General features: G+C 54.8%; 17 protein-coding genes and 1 pseudogene. All 18 read right to left on the reverse strand.

The window, feature by feature from the left end; translation table 11 throughout:
- Positions 1 to 9: 9 nt before the first annotated feature.
- Positions 10 to 468 carry a hypothetical protein gene (locus IMX18_RS17520; protein ID WP_217190874.1) on the reverse strand — a complete coding sequence of 153 codons (459 nt, stop codon included), beginning with the start codon at positions 466 to 468 and terminating at the stop codon, positions 10 to 12.
- Positions 465 to 1076 (reverse strand): annotated as a pseudogene (locus IMX18_RS17525) (ABC transporter ATP-binding protein); the annotation flags it as partial. The gene IMX18_RS17520 and the pseudogene IMX18_RS17525, both read right to left, overlap by 4 nt.
- Before the next feature lie 92 nt (positions 1077 to 1168).
- Complete coding sequence (locus tag IMX18_RS17530) at positions 1169 to 2629, reverse strand: ABC transporter permease (RefSeq protein ID WP_217190878.1); 1461 nt, start codon at positions 2627 to 2629, stop codon at positions 1169 to 1171.
- A 61-nt stretch (positions 2630 to 2690) separates the two neighbouring features.
- Positions 2691 to 3248, reverse strand: coding sequence for a dTDP-4-dehydrorhamnose 3,5-epimerase (gene rfbC / locus IMX18_RS17535; protein ID WP_217190880.1), 558 nt, complete (start codon positions 3246 to 3248; stop codon positions 2691 to 2693).
- On the reverse strand, positions 3248 to 4132 hold the full coding sequence (gene rfbA / locus IMX18_RS17540) for a glucose-1-phosphate thymidylyltransferase RfbA (protein WP_039615107.1): 885 nt from the start codon (positions 4130 to 4132) through the stop codon (positions 3248 to 3250). The genes rfbC and rfbA (IMX18_RS17540) overlap by 1 nt, the downstream gene beginning before the upstream one ends.
- Positions 4132 to 5031 carry a dTDP-4-dehydrorhamnose reductase gene (gene rfbD, locus IMX18_RS17545; protein WP_217190883.1) on the reverse strand — a complete coding sequence of 300 codons (900 nt, stop codon included), beginning with the start codon at positions 5029 to 5031 and terminating at the stop codon, positions 4132 to 4134. Before rfbD ends, rfbA (IMX18_RS17540) begins: the two co-directional genes overlap by 1 nt.
- The gene (rfbB, locus tag IMX18_RS17550) at positions 5028 to 6098 is read right to left on the reverse strand and encodes a dTDP-glucose 4,6-dehydratase (protein WP_061303009.1); all 1071 of its coding nucleotides are present in this window, start codon (positions 6096 to 6098) and stop codon (positions 5028 to 5030) included. Before rfbB (IMX18_RS17550) ends, rfbD begins: the two co-directional genes overlap by 4 nt.
- 4 nt (positions 6099 to 6102) lie before the next feature.
- Positions 6103 to 7101 carry a glycosyltransferase family 2 protein gene (locus IMX18_RS17555; RefSeq protein WP_317246570.1) on the reverse strand — a complete coding sequence of 333 codons (999 nt, stop codon included), beginning with the start codon at positions 7099 to 7101 and terminating at the stop codon, positions 6103 to 6105.
- 342 nt (positions 7102 to 7443) lie between these two features.
- Positions 7444 to 8325 carry a glucose-1-phosphate thymidylyltransferase RfbA gene (rfbA, locus tag IMX18_RS17560; RefSeq protein ID WP_061303017.1) on the reverse strand — a complete coding sequence of 294 codons (882 nt, stop codon included), beginning with the start codon at positions 8323 to 8325 and terminating at the stop codon, positions 7444 to 7446.
- 187 nt (positions 8326 to 8512) lie between these two features.
- On the reverse strand, positions 8513 to 9583 hold the full coding sequence (gene rfbB, locus IMX18_RS17565; RefSeq protein ID WP_217190885.1) for a dTDP-glucose 4,6-dehydratase: 1071 nt from the start codon (positions 9581 to 9583) through the stop codon (positions 8513 to 8515).
- Positions 9584 to 10135: 552 nt separating this feature from the next.
- The gene (locus IMX18_RS17570; RefSeq protein WP_225903905.1) at positions 10136 to 12124 is read right to left on the reverse strand and encodes a polysaccharide biosynthesis protein; all 1989 of its coding nucleotides are present in this window, start codon (positions 12122 to 12124) and stop codon (positions 10136 to 10138) included.
- Between the two features lie 30 nt (positions 12125 to 12154).
- Positions 12155 to 13168, reverse strand: coding sequence for an MraY family glycosyltransferase (locus tag IMX18_RS17575; RefSeq protein WP_217190889.1), 1014 nt, complete (start codon positions 13166 to 13168; stop codon positions 12155 to 12157).
- Positions 13165 to 14142, reverse strand: coding sequence for a UDP-glucose 4-epimerase family protein (locus IMX18_RS17580; RefSeq protein WP_217190890.1), 978 nt, complete (start codon positions 14140 to 14142; stop codon positions 13165 to 13167). The genes IMX18_RS17575 and IMX18_RS17580 overlap by 4 nt, the downstream gene beginning before the upstream one ends.
- Positions 14139 to 15299 (reverse strand): glycosyltransferase family 4 protein, encoded by a 1161-nt coding sequence (locus IMX18_RS17585; RefSeq protein ID WP_217190891.1) that lies wholly within the window; start codon positions 15297 to 15299, stop codon positions 14139 to 14141. Before IMX18_RS17585 ends, IMX18_RS17580 begins: the two co-directional genes overlap by 4 nt.
- A 62-nt stretch (positions 15300 to 15361) precedes the next feature.
- Entirely contained in the window at positions 15362 to 16315 is a 954-nt protein-coding gene (locus IMX18_RS17590) for an NAD-dependent epimerase/dehydratase family protein (protein WP_217190893.1), read from the reverse strand.
- Between the two features lie 35 nt (positions 16316 to 16350).
- A complete protein-coding gene (locus IMX18_RS17595) occupies positions 16351 to 17403 on the reverse strand; it encodes an EpsG family protein (protein ID WP_217190895.1) in 1053 nt (350 codons plus the stop codon).
- Positions 17400 to 18194, reverse strand: coding sequence for a glycosyltransferase family 2 protein (locus IMX18_RS17600; RefSeq protein ID WP_217190897.1), 795 nt, complete (start codon positions 18192 to 18194; stop codon positions 17400 to 17402). Before IMX18_RS17600 ends, IMX18_RS17595 begins: the two co-directional genes overlap by 4 nt.
- A 62-nt stretch (positions 18195 to 18256) precedes the next feature.
- Positions 18257 to 19270 carry a polysaccharide biosynthesis protein gene (locus tag IMX18_RS17605; RefSeq protein WP_217190898.1) on the reverse strand — a complete coding sequence of 338 codons (1014 nt, stop codon included), beginning with the start codon at positions 19268 to 19270 and terminating at the stop codon, positions 18257 to 18259.
- Positions 19271 to 19278 lie beyond the last annotated feature (8 nt).

Consider the following 19278-nt stretch of genomic DNA (forward strand, 5'->3'; position numbering starts at 1 on the left):
ACTAAAAGATCACAACTCAACAATAATATTTTTATTTACGGCGCACGCCATCATACGATCCTTCTCAGGAGTTCTTATCAAGATACCGTATGCACCAGCCGGCAAGTTCGACAAGTCCGCCTTGACAATGAAACCTGACGACTTATAGTCATCATTCTTAAAGGCTTTGGCAACATCGGGACGGTCATAGCGAGCCCCTTCTTCAAAGGTATAAACCTGCCCCTCAGCATTCTTCAAAGTGATTATTAAATTTGACACGCCCTGCGCACTTTCAGCACCAAGCGCCCACCCTTGAAGCTCAACGATCTCCGGCCGAACTTTCACTACCCGCTCTGTACTACCTTGCACCTTGTCGAGCGCACAGCGATTAGTTTTTTCCACCGGTAGTGACGCGATGTTTTTGTCGTCTCCACAACCAGCAAGCGCCATGGCGATTACTGCTGGAACCAACACAAACTTCATGTTCATACATTTTCCCTAGCGCTTATTTCAATAATTTCTTCGTAAATCTTCATGACCTGCCCAACACTTTCTCCCGTGATGAGCCTACCCCCTTCCAAGATGACACAACGGTCGCACAAAGCGGCAATCTGCCCTTGAGAGTGCGATACCAATACAACGGTTTGGCCTGATGCAATTTTTTGAATCATGGTGCGCTCAGCTTTCTTTCTGAAGCTGACATCCCCCACGCTAAGCACCTCATCAACCAAAATCACATCAGGGCTCATGATGGTGCTGATAGCGAACCCCAAACGAGAGGCCATACCCGTGGAGTAGTTTCTTACCGGCTCTTCAAAATAGTCGCCAAGCTCAGAGTATGCTTTGATTTCCTCAACCCGCTCGACAACCCGCTTTTTGGGATGCCCCAACAGCATGCCACCAAAAATTGCGTTATCGCGGCCAGTGAGATTGCTGTCGAAACCGGCCTGCAGTGCCAACAGCGCCACCGAGGCGCCATGGTTGAGAATTTCACCCGAATCAGGTGTCAAAGCGCCTGACAAGACTTTCAATAACGTCGATTTGCCTGCGCCATTCCTGCCCAGAATGCCGAGCGTTTCGCCAGCCTTGATATCCAGGTCAATGCCTTTCAAGGGCTCATGGAACCCTCGCTTACCATTCAGTTTGAACCGCACACCTACGTTACGCAGCGAAAGGACTACATCAGACTTCATGCCATGCCCCGCCTTACAAACTTTTTCCGCTGCAGCTTGTAAACAATGTAATTGACAGCCGCCAACGCAACGCTCACTGCAAGCACATAAAGCAACCCTTTTGTTTCAGGAGCGGTTCCCTGCAGAATCACCTGGCGATAAGCGGAAATGATAACTGCCATTGGGTTGTACTGAACCCACTCTGCCACCTTCCCAGGCAGGGATTGGTAGTTGTAGATTACCCCCGAAAGGATCATCAGCAGGGTCAAGCCCGTACCAACGATGTTGGCAATATCGCGAACCATTGAAACAAGCGCCGCAAGCAGCATACCCAGCACGATGGTCAGCAGGAACTGCAGCACTACGATTAGCGGGAAATAAATAAGACTTAAGCTCAAACTATCATCGTCAGCTACAAAGCGTAGAACGATCAGCAATAGCATGGCTGGCAACTGCTTGAACGTCGACTGCACAATATTGACAAGCGGAAAAAAGGCGGGCTGAACGTTACTGTTCAGCATGAGTGACTGACCGCCCAATATGCTGGTTGCACTGGTCGACACCGCTTTGGTGAACCACATCCAGGGCACTAAACCGCAGAGCAGGAATAGGCCATAATTCTCGACCCCCGCATTCAAGACTCTGCCGAACAGGAAATAATAAATAACGAGGTGCAGCAGAGGCTCCAGCACCACCCAAGCGTAATTAAGGTGGGTGCGCGAAGACTCTGACTTCAGGTTCAAAATGGCCTTGGTTACCACCAAAGTAGCAAAGTGCATAACCGAAGATGCCGAGCCCTTGGCCTTTTTTAGTTCATCTTTTACAGCAGGCCCCGGCGTATTTAATATTTCGGCACCATATTGCATTGCCAACCGATATCGCCGCGCCAATGCGTGTTGCCCTGCCCGCTCGTAGGCCTGCGAAAGCTTTTGATAGGCCTGGGAGTGTGCTGGCTTCAAAGCGACTACAGCGTTCCAATACTCAGCGACCTCTTCCCACTGCTCTAGCTTTTCGGCGATTTCCGCAGCTTGGACCAGCGGCTCAACTTGATCAGGGGCCACATTGCGAGCAGTGAGGTTATGCGCCTTCGCGGCGGAAACATCACCGTTGCGCATTGCCAACGCGGCGGTACGGCAAAGCAACTCCCAACAGTCACCCAGCACCGCACGACCTTGCCCCAGAAGCTGCGCTTCGAGCGCCGCCTCACCTTGCACCTGGGCCCAGTCTGCACTGATCAACCAGGTGGAGACGTGCTTATCGAAACGGTGTCGACTAAACTCTAAAAGCTTGCCCGCTTGTTCATACTGCTCTTGCTTAAAGCAGCAGACAGCACCTTGCAACCATGGCGCAGGGTGGCCCTTATATTGCTCGCGGAAGGCCTGCCATAGCGTAGCCGCCTCCACCCAGCGTTTCTGCCGCATCAACGCGTTCGCCAATTCGAATGCCTGTGCGGGTGCGAGGTTTTCTATCTGAGTCATAAGTTCCAATGCGCAAAACGCAGGGCATTAGCCCTGCGTCTCGTCGATCGCTACCGTGGTTTTATTTGCTGTAATTCTCGAACACATCAACCTCGGCCAACCGCTTGCCAAGCAGGTCTTTCGCCGACAGCTGTGGTTCAAAGTCTATCGGCCAGTCAATTCCGATATCCGGGTCGTTCCAGATGATGCAGCGCTCGTGCGCTGGGGCGTAGAAGTCGGTGGTTTTGTACAGGAACTCTGCCGCTTCCGTGAGGACGACAAAGCCGTGCGCGAATCCTTCCGGCACCCACAGCTGATGCTTGTTTTCTGCGGACAGGTGCGCCCCCACCCATTTGCCAAAGGTGGGCGAATCACGACGGACATCTACAGCAACGTCGAACACTTCACCCTGGACCACACGCACCAACTTGCCCTGCGCTTGCTGCAGCTGGTAGTGCAGCCCGCGCAATACGCCCTTGGCAGAGCGGGAATGGTTGTCCTGCACAAAATTGACTTCGCGGCCTACCACTTCATCAAAAACCTTCTGGTTGAAGCTTTCGAAGAAGAAGCCACGGTCATCACCGAAAACCCGAGGCTCAAACAAAATGACTTCGGGAATTGCCAAAGGAGTAGCTTTCATTAGTAAATTTTTTCCTGCAGCAGGCGTTTCAGGTATTGGCCATAACCGTTCTTGGCCAGCGGCGCAGCCAGTTTTTCCAGCTGTTCTGCAGTGATCCATTGCTGGCGGAAAGCAACTTCTTCAGGACATGCAACCTTAAGGCCCTGGCGGTGCTCGATGGTTGCGATGTAGTGGCTTGCCTCGAGCAGCGAGTCGTGGGTGCCGGTGTCGAGCCATGCATAGCCCCGGCCCATGATCTCAACAGACAGGCTACCCTGCTCCATGTAGATGCGATTGAGATCAGTGATCTCCAACTCGCCGCGTGGCGAAGGCTGAATGCTCTTTGCAATCTCAACCACTTGCTGGTCATAGAAATACAGGCCGGTGACCGCGTAGTTCGACTTCGGCTGCAGCGGCTTCTCTTCCAAGCTGACAGCTTTGCCCTGGTCGTTGAACTCGACCACACCGTAACGCTCAGGGTCGTTGACGTGATAGGCAAACACGGTTGCACCATGGTCACGGTCTGTTGCGCTATGCAACAGTTCGTTGAAGTGGTGCCCGTAGAAAATGTTGTCGCCCAACACCAATGCCGACAGATCATTACCGATGAATTGCTCGCCAATGATGAAAGCTTGGGCCAGGCCGTCCGGCGAAGGCTGGACTGCATACTGGATATTCACCCCCCAACGCGCACCATCTCCCAGCAGCTGTTCAAAGCGCGGGGTGTCTTGCGGGGTGGAGATGATCAAAATGTCGCGAATACCCGCCAGCATTAGCGTAGTCAGCGGGTAGTAGATCATCGGCTTGTCGTACACCGGCAACAACTGCTTGGAGATGGACAGCGTTGCTGGGTGAAGACGGGTGCCGGAGCCACCGGCCAGGATAATCCCTTTACGTTTACTCATCATTGCTTCTCTATGATTTCTGTCAGCATCCGTGCCACACCGTATTCCCAGGACGGGAGATTCAGCTGGAAGGCTTTCTGCAGTTTTTCAGTATTCAGGCGGGAGTTGGCCGGGCGTTTGGCTGGCGTAGGGTAGGCATCTGTTGTGAGTGCATTGACTGCCTCGGCAGAGACTTTAAGCTCCAGACCAGCGGCAGTAGCCAGATTGATGACATAGCGCGCGTAACCGCACCATGTAGTTTCACCGCCCGCTGCCAGATGGTAGATACCGTCCAGCTTGGGGTTTTCCCGCGCAGCCGGAATGGCATGCGCCGTCACGTCGGCGATCAGTTCGGCCCCTGTAGGTGCACCAAACTGGTCATCGATCACGCCCAAGGTGTCGCGCTCACGCGCCAGTCGCAGCATGGTTTTCGCGAAGTTGTTGCCGCGGGCTGCGTACACCCAGCAAGTGCGGAAGACCAGGTGGCGGCAGCCCGATGCCTGAATTGCCTGCTCCCCGGCCAGCTTGCTTACGCCGTAGACGTTCAGCGGGCCAACACCGTCAGTCTCGCGCCAGGCCTGCGTACCGTCGCCAGGGAATACGTAATCGGTGGAGTAATGCACCAGCAACGCGCCACTGCTTGCCGCGGCCTCAGCCATTACAGCTACAGCCTCGGCGTTGACCAGGTGTGCCTGGCTCGGCTCGGATTCGGCCTTGTCCACTGCGGTGTAGGCGGCGGCATTAACGATAACGTCGGGAGCATAACGCGCCAGCGTGTCCTTGAGCCCTTCGAGGTTGCCCAGGTCACCGCAGAAATCAACGCTACGCGAATCCAGGGCAAGCACCTCGCCCAAGGGGGCGAGGCTGCGCTGCAGTTCCCAGCCCACTTGGCCATTCTTGCCCAACAGAAGAATTTTCATGCGCGGCGCTCGGCGTAGTTCTTCTCGACCCAATCACGGTAGTTACCGGACAGGACGCTTTCGACCCACGGTTGGTTTTCCAGGTACCACTGGACGGTCTTGCGAATGCCCGTTTCAAATGTTTCGGCAGGCTTCCAACCCAGCTCACGCTCCAGCTTGCGAGCATCGATCGCATACCGGCGGTCGTGCCCAGGGCGGTCGGTAACATAGGCGATCTGTTCGCTGTAGAGCTTGCCGTCGGCGCGTGGACGAAACTCGTCCAGCAAGGCGCAAACACGATTGACGATTTCCAGGTTCGGCTTTTCGTTCCAACCGCCAACGTTGTAAACCTCGCCCACGGCACCTGCCTCGAGCACGCGACGAATGGCGCTGCAGTGGTCTTTCACATACAGCCAGTCACGAATCTGCTGGCCATCGCCGTATACCGGCAAGGCCTTGCCTGCCAGGGCATTGACGATCATCAGCGGGATCAGCTTCTCAGGGAAGTGATACGGGCCGTAGTTATTCGAGCAGTTGGTGGTCAGTACCGGCAGGCCATAGGTATGGTGGTACGCGCGCACCAAGTGGTCGCTGGCTGCCTTGCTCGCGGAGTACGGGCTGTTCGGTTCGTACTGGTGCTTTTCGGTGAAGGCTGGCGCATCGCCAGCCAGCGAACCGTACACTTCGTCGGTGGATACGTGAAGGAAGCGGAACTTTTGCTGCTCATCACCTTCCAACCCATTCCAGTAAGCACGAACGGCCTCCAGCAAGCGGAAGGTGCCGACGATATTGGTCTGGATGAAGTCTTCCGGCCCATGGATGGAGCGATCAACATGCGATTCTGCAGCAAAATTGATGATGGCACGAGGGCGATGCTCGCCAAGCAGCTGCCCTACCAGTTGGCTGTCAGCGATGTCGCCATGCACAAACACATGCTGCGGGTTACCTTCCAGGGTGGAGAGATTCTCCAGGTTCCCGGCATAGGTCAGCTTGTCCAGGTTGATGACGGTTTCACCCGACTGGCCAACCCAGTCAAGCACGAAGTTGGCGCCGATGAAGCCGGCGCCACCAGTTACCAGAATAGTCATTTGATCAGATCTTTTTCAGTATTGTCGCGAGCAGCAACCCAAGGTTGCCAAGGAGGGTCTGACGATGCAGGCCTGCTTTGAGCACTTTGTAGACGCGCACAGGCAGGCTTCGTTTTCGGGCTGTCTTGAACAGCTTGAGGGTCTTGCGGTGATCTTTGCTCAACCGGTGACTCATGCTCTCCAAGGCACGGATATTCTGGGCATTCCACTCATAGAAACGCCCTTGGAATACCATGACCAGGCGTCGCAGGCGGGCGCACCAGTCAGAGTTGCTGCCGATGACATTGTCGGCATGCTGCCGGTAAAAAACCCGGGGTTCAGGGTCGTAGCGAACGGCGCCAGACGCACCGGTGATCAGCTGATAGCACCACCAGTCGTGGGAGGGCACGGTCAATTCAGCACCGGCTTCCATGATCAAGGCACGCGCGGCCTTGTTGAAGACCATGGTGTTGCCTCCGCTGATACTTTGAACCAGTGCATTTTTGAAATGTGGTGGAGAGGCAAAATTTGGCGATAATCCGCGATGGATTCCCCCGTCACAAATCAGCAGGGTGCGGCCACAATAAAGGGCAGGCTGGTCGGCAGGCACACTCGAAAGCCACTCTACAGCTGCCTGGAGCTTGCTTGGGCACCAAACGTCATCTTGATCCGACCACGCGAAATAATCCGCTTCGATGTCAGCCCTGCAGGTCAGCGAAAGGAAATTACGCACAAAGCCGGCTTGGGGACCGCTCACAATTTTGATGCGGTGTGAGCCCCACGACTCCACGTACCCTTTGAGTACCTCGAGCGTACCGTCCTGCGAGGCATCATCCGACACGTGGAGGACCCAGTTTCGATAGGTTTGCCGCTCGAAAGAATCCAGCTGCTGAGTCAGGAAATTGGCACCGTTATAGGTGCACATGAGGATCGCCACACGCGCAAGCTCAGGAATGCTTAATTCCTGAGCGAATAGGAGCTTGTCCGGCGTGTGAACGCCAGGGGGTTGAGTGAGCACCGCCACGCTTGTCTTCCCTGAAATGACAACTGCTTCCGCAGATACCCTAACTAAACTTGAGTGCCATCAAAAAGCCATTGCACAAAATCGCGAGGAAGGATAGCACAATCACATCAGTTTCTGAATATCTCGTGAAATTCTTGCGTTCCAGATAAAATTTTCTTTAAAAAACAGAACCAAAATAACAAAAATCGTCACTGAAATTACATAGGCTTTCTGCGCGGTCACTTTCAGACCGAAAATTTGACTAGCCGGCGAGAAGATGCAGACTCGCCACTATTGCCAACGGCGGCAATGCACTCGCCACACCCAAGGAATGCCACCCTTCAAAGGTGGACCGCATCTTCCTTAAAAAACCGTCCCCTGCACCAACCGCCTCAGGTACTGCCCGTACCCGTTCTTCGCCAAAGGCTCAGCCAGCCTCAACAATTCCTCGGCACCAATCCATCCCTGCCTGTACGCCACTTCCTCCGGGCAGGCCACCTTCAATCCCTGCCGCCGCTCGATAGTCGCAATATATCCACTCGCCTCCAGCAACGAATCATGCGTCCCGGTATCCAGCCAGGCATACCCGCGCCCCATGATCTCCACCGACAGCCGGTGCTGTTCCAGGTAAGCCCGATTCACATCGGTAATCTCTAACTCGCCCCGTTCGGATGGCCGAATACTCTTGGCAATCTCGATCACGTCATTGTCGTAGAAGTACAACCCGGTCACGGCATAGCTGGACTTGGGCTTGGTTGGTTTCTCTTCCAGACTAATGGCATTGCCCTGGCCGTCGAACTCGACTACGCCGTAGCGCTCAGGGTCATGCACGTGGTACGCGAACACGCTGGCGCTTCCCTGACGATCCATGGCACTGCGCAGCAAGTGCTGGAAGTCGTGGCCGTAGTAGATGTTGTCACCCAGCACCAGTGCTGTGGGGTCGTTACCAATGAAGCCTTCGCCTATCAGGAAGGCCTGCGCCAGACCATCCGGGGATGGTTGCACCGCGTAGGTGATGTTGATGCCCCAGCGGTGACCGTTACCCAGCAGCTGTTCAAAGCGCGGGGTGTCTTGGGGGGTGGAGATGATTAGGATGTCATGGATGCCCGCCAGCATCAGGGTGGTCAGCGGGTAATAGATCATCGGTTTGTCGTACACCGGCAGCAGTTGCTTGGAAATTGCCAGGGTTGCGGGGTGCAGTCGGGTACCCGACCCGCCCGCCAGAATGATGCCTTTACGCTTCATGGTGGTCATTTCTCGTGGGTTTCCTGAACATGCACAGGTTGGTCGGCCACTTGGCCGGGACGGAGTACACATCGGTGATCAATGGCAGGAATGCTTGGACTTTCGAGGTTACGCCCTGCCCCAACGAGGCCAGGCTGCGTTGCACTTCCCAACCTAATCTGGCCGTCCTTGCCCAGTAGCAGAAGCCTCATGACGAGCGCCCTGCGTAGTTTTTCTCGACCCAGTCGCGGTAGCTGCCGGACTGTACGTTCTGCACCCACTCCTGGTTGTCGAGGTACCAGGCCACGGTCTTGCGAATGCCGGTTTCGAAGGTTTCGGCAGGCTTCCAGCCCAGTTCGCGCTCGAGCTTGCGGGCGTCGATGGCGTAGCGGCGGTCATGGCCGGGGCGGTCGGTCACGTAGGTGATTTGCTCGGCGTAAGGCTTGCCGTCGGCGCGGGGGCGCAGTTCGTCCAGCAGGGCGCACACGCGGTTGACGATTTCCAGGTTGGGCTTTTCGTTCCAGCCGCCCACGTTGTACACCTCGCCGGTCTTGCCGGCTTCCAGCACGCGGCGGATGGCGCTGCAGTGGTCCTTGACGTACAGCCAGTCGCGAATCTGCTGGCCGTCGCCGTATACCGGCAGCGGTTTGCCAGCCAGGGCGTTGACGATCATCAGCGGGATGAGTTTTTCCGGGAAGTGGTAAGGGCCGTAGTTGTTCGAGCAGTTGGTGGTCAGCACCGGCAGGCCGTAGGTGTGGTGGTACGAGCGCACCAGGTGGTCGCTGGCGGCCTTGCTGGCCGAGTACGGGCTGTTGGGCTGGTACTGGTGGGTTTCGGTAAAGGCCGGTTCGCCGGCGGCCAACGAACCGTAAACTTCGTCGGTGGACACATGAAGGAAGTGAAAAGCCTTGCGCGCCGGCTCATCCAGGCCACCCCAATACGCGCGTACCGCTTCCAGCAGGCGGAAGGTGCCGACGATGTTGGTATCGATGAAGTCTTCCGGGCCGTGAATCGAGCGGTCGACGTGCGACTCGGCGGCAAAGTTGACGATGGCGCGCGGCTGGTGGGTTTTCAGCAGTTGTTCCACCAGCGCGGAATCACCAATGTCGCCATGCACGAAAATATGCCGCGCGTCGTCTTGCAGGCTGCTAAGGGTCTGCAGGTTGCCTGCGTAGGTGAGTTTGTCGAGATTGACCACGGGCTCGTCATTGCCGGCCAGCCAGTCCAGCACGAAGTTCGCGCCGATAAAGCCTGCACCGCCGGTTACCAGAATGGTCATATTTGTCTGCTTCCGCTGTCATGGTCCGCTCTTCCACCTTCCTGGATTCTAGCTTGTTGGCGCTTGGCCCGAGAGCTGAAACGATGTCATCGTGACATTGAGCCATGACCGCCTGGTCTACTTCGCTCAGTCAACGGAGCTTAAGCCTTACAGCACTTTGCACTGTAATCCGCGCCTAACAGGAAGGGTCGATAGATAATGGAATGCCGAAGGTTGGCCCCTCCCGAGTCACGCAGCTTTTGAACGGAGGCTATTACACCGTGGTTTTGTATGAGAATTCCGCATGCTGGGACAACGTGGCGAAGCCGCGTCTGGAGCCTCGTGGGATACAGCATTGCCTTCATTGAATTGCCTTCAAAGGTAAACATACGTTGATTGGCATTTTTGGGGCAGAGCGCAATGCTGGGTGTAAGGAATTCACTATCCCTGTGGGGGCACCGGTGCACCCGGCGCCATATACCGAATCATACTCTTCGCGGGTAAATCCGCTCCCACAGGGTTAGTGCAAACCTTTGAGCCTTGAGCAAGACTAACCCGCGCACTGCTGCTGAATCAGGGGTCCAGCCGTCGCTGCTGGTAAATCCAATCCACAATCTCGCCTTCCGGCGAATAGCCGCTCACAGTTTCGCGCAACAACTGCCGTACCCGCACAAAATCATCTTCAGCCACGGCCGCCAGCAATTGCCGCAGCGCTTCCTTGAGCATATCCCAGGCTAGGAAATCTTCGTTGGCGCTCATGATCATCGGGTGGCGTGTGGCAATCACGTTATCGCCAATCAGCAGCTCCTCGTACAGCTTTTCACCTGGCCGCAGACCGCTGAACTCGATGGCAATATCGCCCATCGGGTTACGTTCGGAGCGCACGCTGAAGCCGGACAGGTGAATCATCTTCTCAGCCAGCTCCACTATCTTCACCGGCTCGCCCATATCCAGCACGAACACATCACCACCCTTGCCCATCGAGCCGGCCTGAATCACCAGCTGCGCCGCTTCGGGGATAGTCATGAAGTAACGAGTGATCTTCGGGTGGGTGACAGTCAGCGGGCCACCCGCCTTGATCTGTTTGTGGAAAAGCGGAATCACCGAACCCGACGAGCCCAGCACATTGCCGAAGCGAACCATGGTGAAGCGTGTCTTGTTGACCTGCGATACATTGCTGCTGTCGCCGAACAACACTGGCGCCATTTCCCGGCTAAGGGCTTGCAGGGTCATTTCCGCCAAGCGTTTGGTGCTGCCCATCACGTTGGTAGGGCGCACAGCTTTGTCGGTAGAAATTAGCACGAAGTTGGCAACGCCGGCCTGCAGCGCAGCCTGGGCGGTGTGCAAGGTGCCGATGACGTTGTTCATCAGACCTTCGGCGATGTTGTGTTCGACCATCGGTACATGCTTGTAGGCCGCAGCGTGATACACGGTATCAACCCGCCAGGTCTTCATGATGTCGAGCATCTGTGGCTGGTTGCGCACCGAGCCCAGGATCGGGATCAGGTTGATCGACAACGACTCACGGGCAACACGCTGCTCCAGCTCCGAGAGGATACTGTAGAGGTTGAATTCGCTGTGATCGAACAGCAACAAGGTCTTGGGGGATTGCCCGAGAATCTGCCGGCAAAGCTCGGAGCCGATGGACCCCCCTGCTCCAGTGACCAATACCGTCTGCTCGACAATGCAATGCTCCAGCAAGTCGCTTTGCGCAGGCACGGCATCACGGCCCAGCAAATCGGCAATGTCAACTTCCTGGATGTCATCCACCTTGACCTTACCACTGGCCAGGTCCATGAAACCGGGCACACTGCGTACGTGCAGCGGGAAGCTTTCAAGGAAGTTGAGGATTTCGCGTCGACGGGTGCGGGTAGACGATGGAATCGCCAGCAGAATCTCGTGCGCCCCTGTTACATCGATCATCCGCTGAAGCTGGTCGGGGTGATAAACCTGCAAGCCTGCAATCACCCGGTCGGTGATGCTGGCGTCATCATCAATAAAAGCCACCGGGCGCATGGCCTTATCCATGCGCAATGCAGCCACAAGCTGGTTGCCGGCCGCACCCGCGCCGTAAATCGCTACGCGCGGCAGACCGTCGCCGCGGCTGGCGAACGGCACGTGCTGCACCGCGGCGGAGAACCAGTCGCCCAGGAAGTACTGACGCATGGCCAACCGCAAGCCACCGATCATAATCAGGCTGAGCCACCAATAGTTGAAAGTGATCGAACGAGGGACGACGTTTTGGTGGTTGCTAGACCAGTAAATGATGAACCCGAGGATCAGCGCGGAGAGTGTCACGGCCTTGATGATGGCGATCAGTGCGTCGTTGCCGAAGTAGCGCATTACCGCGCGGTACAGGCCGAAGCGGATGAACAGCGGGATCGACACGACGGGGGCACAGAGGAACAGCCAACCGTGGTCGATAATTGGGTTGGCCAGATCATCAATTCCAAGACGGACCACGAAGGCCAGCCAGAGCGCAACCCAGATCAGGAGCACATCAGTAGACAATTGCAGCAGCCGTTTCTGGCGCCGCGTAAGCTGTAGAAGCCAACTGCGCATCTTGTTATCGCCTCCTTGTGTCATGGGTAGTCAGGCCTCTCGCAGTCCAGCTTTAAACTTTATTGCCAAAAAGACCAATGGTGCATAAGCCATTACAAGCCCTGTGATGCCATCAAGCTTGCCTAAACCGACCAATAATGCGAATGGTATCAACCATACGGTGTTGATCAGGAGGACGCTGAGGGTCACTACCCGATGGCTCCCGTACTGCCTCGACGCGAACTGGTACGCATGGCTGCGATGAGCTTCATGGGGCTTCTCTCCCCTCAAAAGCCGCCGGATGAGTGTCCAGGTCGCATCGACAACGAATACACCCAGCAGGATCAGCCAGCTCCAGAAAAAAACAGGCGAAACCCAAGTGGCTTGTAGGGCCAGCAGTCCAAGCATGATACCCAGAAATCCACTACCGGCATCGCCCATGAAGATTTTTGCGGGCGGGAAATTCCATATCAGGAAGCCCGCCACTGAGGCTAACATCAGGCCTGACAGCCACAGTTGCGAAGCCTGCCCTCCAAGCCAGCAGAGCAGTGCGCCCCCCATACACGCCGTCACGGCCTGGACGCTGGCCAAACCGTCAATACCATCCATGAAATTATACAAATTGAGCAGCCAGACCAGATAGACAGCAGCCAGCAAATGCCCAACAAGCCCAAGATTGAAGACCGTACCGAAAAGCTCGAGCGGTGGGGCGCCGTCCAACCAGACCAAACCCCACGCAGCTGCGGAAAAATGCCCTAGCAATCGCCAGCGCGCGGGAACGTGACCATGATCATCAAGGAACCCTACGAGCGCCGCGATCAAGCCAGCACCGAATAGCCCCCATACAAGGGAAGTGTGCAGTGCACCGGCGAACGCCAGCGCCAGAAGCCCTACCAGGAATGACACCACAATAGCAACACCGCCACCGCGGGGTGTTGGCACTGTATGTGAACTGCGTGCGTTTGGCACATCGATCATGCTGGCAGAGAGAGCGTAGCGGCGGAGCGCTCCAGTCAGGAAATACGAAACAATAACGGTGATGGGTAACAACAACCAAAGGGTCATTTGGATTCCTGCTGACGGTAGTCTTTCACAGTGCGCTTCAATTCATCGGCAACCGATAACCGTGGCTGCCATCCAAGCAGCCGGTAGTTTTTTTCGATATCCACCTGTAAGGAGCCGCAAAGCCGCCCCACCTCGGCCTTCCTCCCAAGCAGCGCCGCCATGCCAGATAACAACGCTGATGGAAATGGCACCAACCTCGACGTCTTGCCGAGAGCATTGGCAACCTTGCGCAGCAACGCTGGCGTCGAGAGGTCTTCTCCATCAGAAATCAGAAATACCTGGTTAGCGGCATTTGGATGACTGATGCAATGGATCAAGAAACCGATCAGGTTAGTCAAGCCAACCAGGCTACGGCTGTTGTGGACGGTGGCCAGCGGTAACGGGATGCCTCGATCCATCCATCTGATCATTTTCAGGAAGTTGGCCTTGACCCCCGGGCCATAAATCAGCGGAGGCCTGACGATGACGACATCCATCGCGCTTTCAGCTGCAATGGCCATCAACCCCTGCTCGGCCTCCCATTTGGATAGGCCATAGGGGTCGGTCGGTGAGCAGCAGTCGTCCGGACGGAAGGGCTGGAGGGTCGTTTGCTCACCATTAACCTTGATGGAGCTCAGGTAGATGAACCGGCGCACACCTGCTTTGGCAGCCTGCCGGGCAAGCGCCAGCGTGCCGTCAACATTGACCTGGCGAAACGCAGACAACGGGTCAGCAGTGGTCTCGGTCATGACATGCACTCGGGCAGCACAATGCACTACAACATCCACACCCGACAGCGCAGCAGCCCAGTCGGTCCCACCGTTGATGGCAGGCACCTGCACACTTTTTACCAAAGGGTTGGTTACCGGCGATCTTTCCCGAACCTGGGCCACGACATCATACGTTTGGGTGCTCAACAGGGCGGCCACAAGTGCGCTACCAACGAAGCCTGTGGAGCCCGTCACGAGCACGCGCTCTTTCGCTGAATTGCTCATCGGTGAAATCCTTCATATTGTTCAATGAGCAGGGCCGAGCACCGCCTCGAATCGAAATCCCTTCTGGCGCGCGCCTTCGCTTGGATGGCCATGTCACTCAGCTGATCTGGCTGAGAAAGTAACGAACCAATCGCATCAGACAACGCCCCCGCGTTCCTCACAGGAACCAGCAGCCCGGTTTGGCCATCAACAATAGCGTCGCTCAGACCATAGATGTCGGTACCTACAGTAGGCAGGCCCATTGCAGCGGCTTCGATCACTACGGTACCAAACCCTTCCCGATAGCTGGGCAAGCAAAGCAAATCTGCTGCAGCCATATACTTTTCTGGCTCGGCCTGGAGCCCAAGCACCTTTACATGCGAAGCGCGCTCACCGGCAAGGTAAGCCTCGACGATCTCTCGCCCGTCAGCTTCGTATGGCCCGACCAGAATGAGATAGAGATCTTGGTGCAACCCGCTCAGGAGTTTGAATGCGTCCATGAGTTCGCGGATGCCTTTATCTGGTGTGACCCTGCCGACAAACAGCAAAACTTTGGCACTGGAGGGGATACCAAGTTCCATTCGGGTCTGCGCAACAGCGGCGGGAGCAAAACGTCCAGCGTCAAACCGCGCCATATCGACACCGGCAAGAGAGCCCAGGCCAATAACTGAAATTTTTTCCGCTGGGACCACCCCTTCACGAACAAGAAAATCTCGTTGGCTGGCACTGTCGGTAAAGCTATGGCTGTTTAACGCAGCAATAAGCTTGTCACAAAATTTTAGGAGACTTTTTTTTGCGCCTGTCGTAGTGACCCACGGTTGCCCGGTGTAAGTATGCAAACGAACCTTCACACCCGCTAGGCGTGACGCAATAGCTGTTAGCAACCCGGCTTTCGGCGTCGTGGAATGAACAATGTCATAGCGCTGCTTACGGAACAAAATGACAAGCCGTACCAAGCTGCACAGATCTTTCAGCGGGCTGATTTCTCGGGCTATATTGACCGGAATAAACTTGAGGTCTGATCGTGACCGTAAAGCGTCACTCATGTCGTCATTGCTGGCAATGACATGCACTTCTGCACCTGCTTCATGCAGGGCGCTGAGTTGAGCACTTAACTGAGTGACGACAAAAAACGGAACCGTCGAGATCCGTGCCACCCGTAGGCCATTAATCGACATGTTGTTTGATCCTAATACGCTATTCAATTATAAATCGCTCAAGCGCCACAAGATGAAAGCCCCTAACGCTTATTCACTACTTCGCCAATATGTGCAGGCACATTATATTGCGGCACAAAGCCCAATTGAGTTCTTAGTTTGTCAGCCGGGTAGGTCGTCTTGTTCACGAGTGCATCAACTCGACCTTGTGTCAACGGTAACCGCATCATATTACTAGCCATCCACACCGCAGCCCTCACCGCTTTTTCAGGCACTCGCAGTCGTGGCGAGGGGACACCTTGGCACGCTGCCAAAGCGTCTACAACGTCCCGCAGCGGGCAATCATTGGACAGGTTGTAAATTTGCCTAGAGGCACGAGGATCGATAGCACAGCGCACGAGGGCAGCAGCGACGTCGTCAGCGTGGACATAAGTTGCGATGGCCTCCTCCCGGCCAACATAGAAAAATGCCCGCTTACGAATGATCGCTGCCAGTTGACGGATGGAAGCGTTGGGCATGTCGCTAGCAAATACATTTGATGGGCGTAGAATGCTCCAGTCCGCCGCTTGTCCCTGCAAAGCAGGGTGGGACATGATCAGCTTATCCGCATCGGTCTTGGTAGTTTCATAGGGTCCTTGGGGGTTAACGGCTGTGACCTCCGTGACTACGCGGCTGCGGCCGGCCGCAGGGCCGTAGGCCCCAACGCTGCTCAACTGAACCCAGCGCACAGGCCGCGGCGCCCCACTTCTACCACTGACGGCACCTAGTAAGCGTTCAACCGCTTTCACATGCAGTGGGGCCATCAACTGTTCGTTCCTGATCTCCCCTGCGCAGTTGATGATCACATCACAACCATCTATAAGAGCATCAACGTCCAGGCGCTCACTTGTAAGGTCACCGACAAATACCTCTATCCGCTCATTGGCCAAGCGGCCTGATTGACGGGTCAAGATGCGCACCGAGTACTGCTGCTCCGCTAGCACCTTGAGCAGGCGCGCTCCGATGAAGCCATTTGCACCCAAAACTAGAATTTTCAAGCCGGCCCTCCTGTAGCGAAATCTGCCACGCCCATTTACATGCCGCCGAATATATCAAGCAAATGATAAGGCAAAAATGGGCTAGGCCCTTGTCCCGACTCCTGCAAGTAGTTCCTGTAGCTTGCCACCATCGCCAGAAGGCCGACGGCTGAAAAACCAAGCTTGATTACCCAGTCAAGGGGCCGGTCATCATCGTTGTAGGCCACCAAAACCGCCAATGGAAGGGCAAAAGACAAAAGATCAAGGAAGCGTAGCCCGGCGTAGCTGATGCTGGCCAACGCCAATGATGCTGTTGTCAAGATTACTGTAAGTAGCATCAGTTTAAACTTATCGCTCCGCTGCATCCGCGAAGCAGCCACTGAAAGCAGCATCACAGCTATGACCGCGACTTTACTCAGCCCGGAAAAAATTCTTGGCGAAGAAACAGCGCTATAGGCGTTAAATTTCATCAGAAAGTAGTCGCTTTTCATAAACAGTATCGAGGCGGTTGCCAGCACGAAGCCGACTGCCCACCCAACACTACTCCACCGAGCCCAACGCATGCGCAGCAGCAACAAGTAGGCCAAATTAAAAATTGAGGAATAATGAAACCCTAGCGCCAACACTGAAAAAACGGCCCGCCGTGAGTAACGAAGCCTCCGCACCCACTGAAACGCCAGCAACAAGAAAACGCTAGCCAGGCCAAGGCGCAATGTATTCATACTGTACTGGTAAATGAACGCTGGCAAAAAACAAGACAATAAAAAAAAGCGCTCATTTTTATTGGAGCAAAGCACATAATAAAACAACACTACAAAAAGAAGCAGCGCAAACAACCTGACTGCGCCCACCGCTGACCCTGTAATGGTTTTAAAGAGCCAACCCAAGAACGTGAATATCGGCTCCACTCCGCCCGCAATAATATCTGAGCCAGCCGATTCCAATAGCCACTCATAGGTATTTGTATCTGTACCGACAGAACCCCTGAGTATGGCAAGCACTGCAACAATAAAAACCACCAAAGCAACAGGAATTCTGCTTCTGTTTTTGGTAATTTCAGATGCGACAAGCGCCAGCAACATCACTGCCCAGCCAATGATATAGATCATTGACACTTTCGCACAGAGGAGTTGAGGACACGCCGAGCAAACTTCATCAACGACCAAGACACCGCGAGCAAGAATGGCATAACACCAATTTTTCTGCGCCGGAGCAGCGAGACATGAACGCCCAACTCACCTTGTTCCATTCGCCAGAGCTGTCCACTTAAGCCAGAATCACCATAAACAGGCTTGAATGTTCGGACAAGTGGGAAGTCTATATTGTAGCACCCGCCTCCTCCGTAACTGATATCGCACCAAAGCTGATAATCTTCACAGTAGCGTTTATCACGTGTGAAGCGCTCTCCAATGTCCCGACGCAGCATTACAGAAGAAGTTGTAAACCTGTTAGAAAATAGCAACTGCCTCGCCGTTACCTGCACAAAGCCAATAGTTTCACTGAAGGATTCATTTCGCATACCCGAACCAAAATATTGGCCCAACAGCACTGCTTCGGGGTGTGACTCAAGCCAATTATATTGAAGTTCGATTTTCCGCTCATGCCAACAATCGTCGGAATCCAGAAAAGCTATGTATCGGCCATTCGCTTCAGACCAGCCGGCATTACGCGCATTACCAGGTCCACCATTTTGCGGCATGGCAATTACCTTTACCCACCCCGCCGGGTATTTGCGCTGCTCGAGATAAAGTTGCTGCAGCGTATCATCGGGACTGCAGTCATCGACCAAAATGACTTCAAGGGGCCTTACAGACTGTGCAAACACCGACTCGACCGCACGCGAAATCGATGCCGTGCTTCGATAGCAAGGGACAATAACACTGACAGAAGCATTGAGCACAGTTGACCACCCTTTCCATTACAGCCAGACCTTATGGTCTGGCCGTTCTTAAACCTCAGGCGTTACGCCTTGAGCGCGTGCTGTATGTATTCCAACTTCAACAGCGTATCCTTGATCTCGGCTATGGACAGCAGAGTGGTATTATGCGACGTATAATCATCCAGCAGGGAGACCTCTTCCTCGCCATTGGATGAATACTTCTCGTAGTTCAGATCTCTGTTATCGGCAGGAATTCTGTAGTACCGCCCCATATCCTCAGCCTTCGCCATCTCCTCACGAGAGATGAGCGACTCATAAAGCTTCTCACCGTGCCTCGTCCCAATCACCTTTACTTCAGTGGTCAGCGCAAATAACTCTTGAAGGGCGAGAGCCAAGTCACCCACCGTCGAAGCAGGTGCCTTCTGCACAAAGATATCCCCTTGCTGGGAATGTTCGAATGCGTGCAGTACCAAATCGACAGAGTCCTCCAAAGACATGAGGAAGCGCGTCATATTAGGATCGGTCACCGTCAACGGCTGACCATTTTTCAATTGGTTAACGAACAACGGAATTACCGACCCACGTGACGCCATGACATTGCCGTAGCGGGTCGCGCAAATTACTGTTGGCGAACTTGCGGGGATCATCCGAGATTTGGCAATCACCAGTTTTTCCGCCAACGCCTTGGAAATCCCCATAGCGTTGATCGGGTATACCGCTTTATCGGTACTCAACACCACAACCCGCTTGACCTTGCACTCCACGGCCGCGTTGAGCACATTCTCTGTCCCTAGGACATTAGTCTTAACAGCCTCCATGGGGAAAAACTCGCAAGAAGGTACCTGCTTCAGCGCTGCCGCGTGGAAGATGTAATCAACCCCGACCATTGCTTGAATCAAGCTGGAGTAATCACGCACATCACCAATATAAAATTTTACCTTGTCGTTACCCAAGGCAATACGCATGTCCTCTTGTTTTTTTTCATCGCGGCTAAAAATACGAATTTCCTTGACATCCGTATCAAGAAAACGCTTCAGCACTGTATTACCAAACGAACCGGTACCACCCGTGATCATCAATACTTTATTTTTAAACATGCATAAGC

Origin of the sequence: Pseudomonas shirazica (assembly GCF_015168335.1) — a bacterium.
Lineage (GTDB): Bacteria > Pseudomonadota > Gammaproteobacteria > Pseudomonadales > Pseudomonadaceae > Aquipseudomonas > Aquipseudomonas asiatica.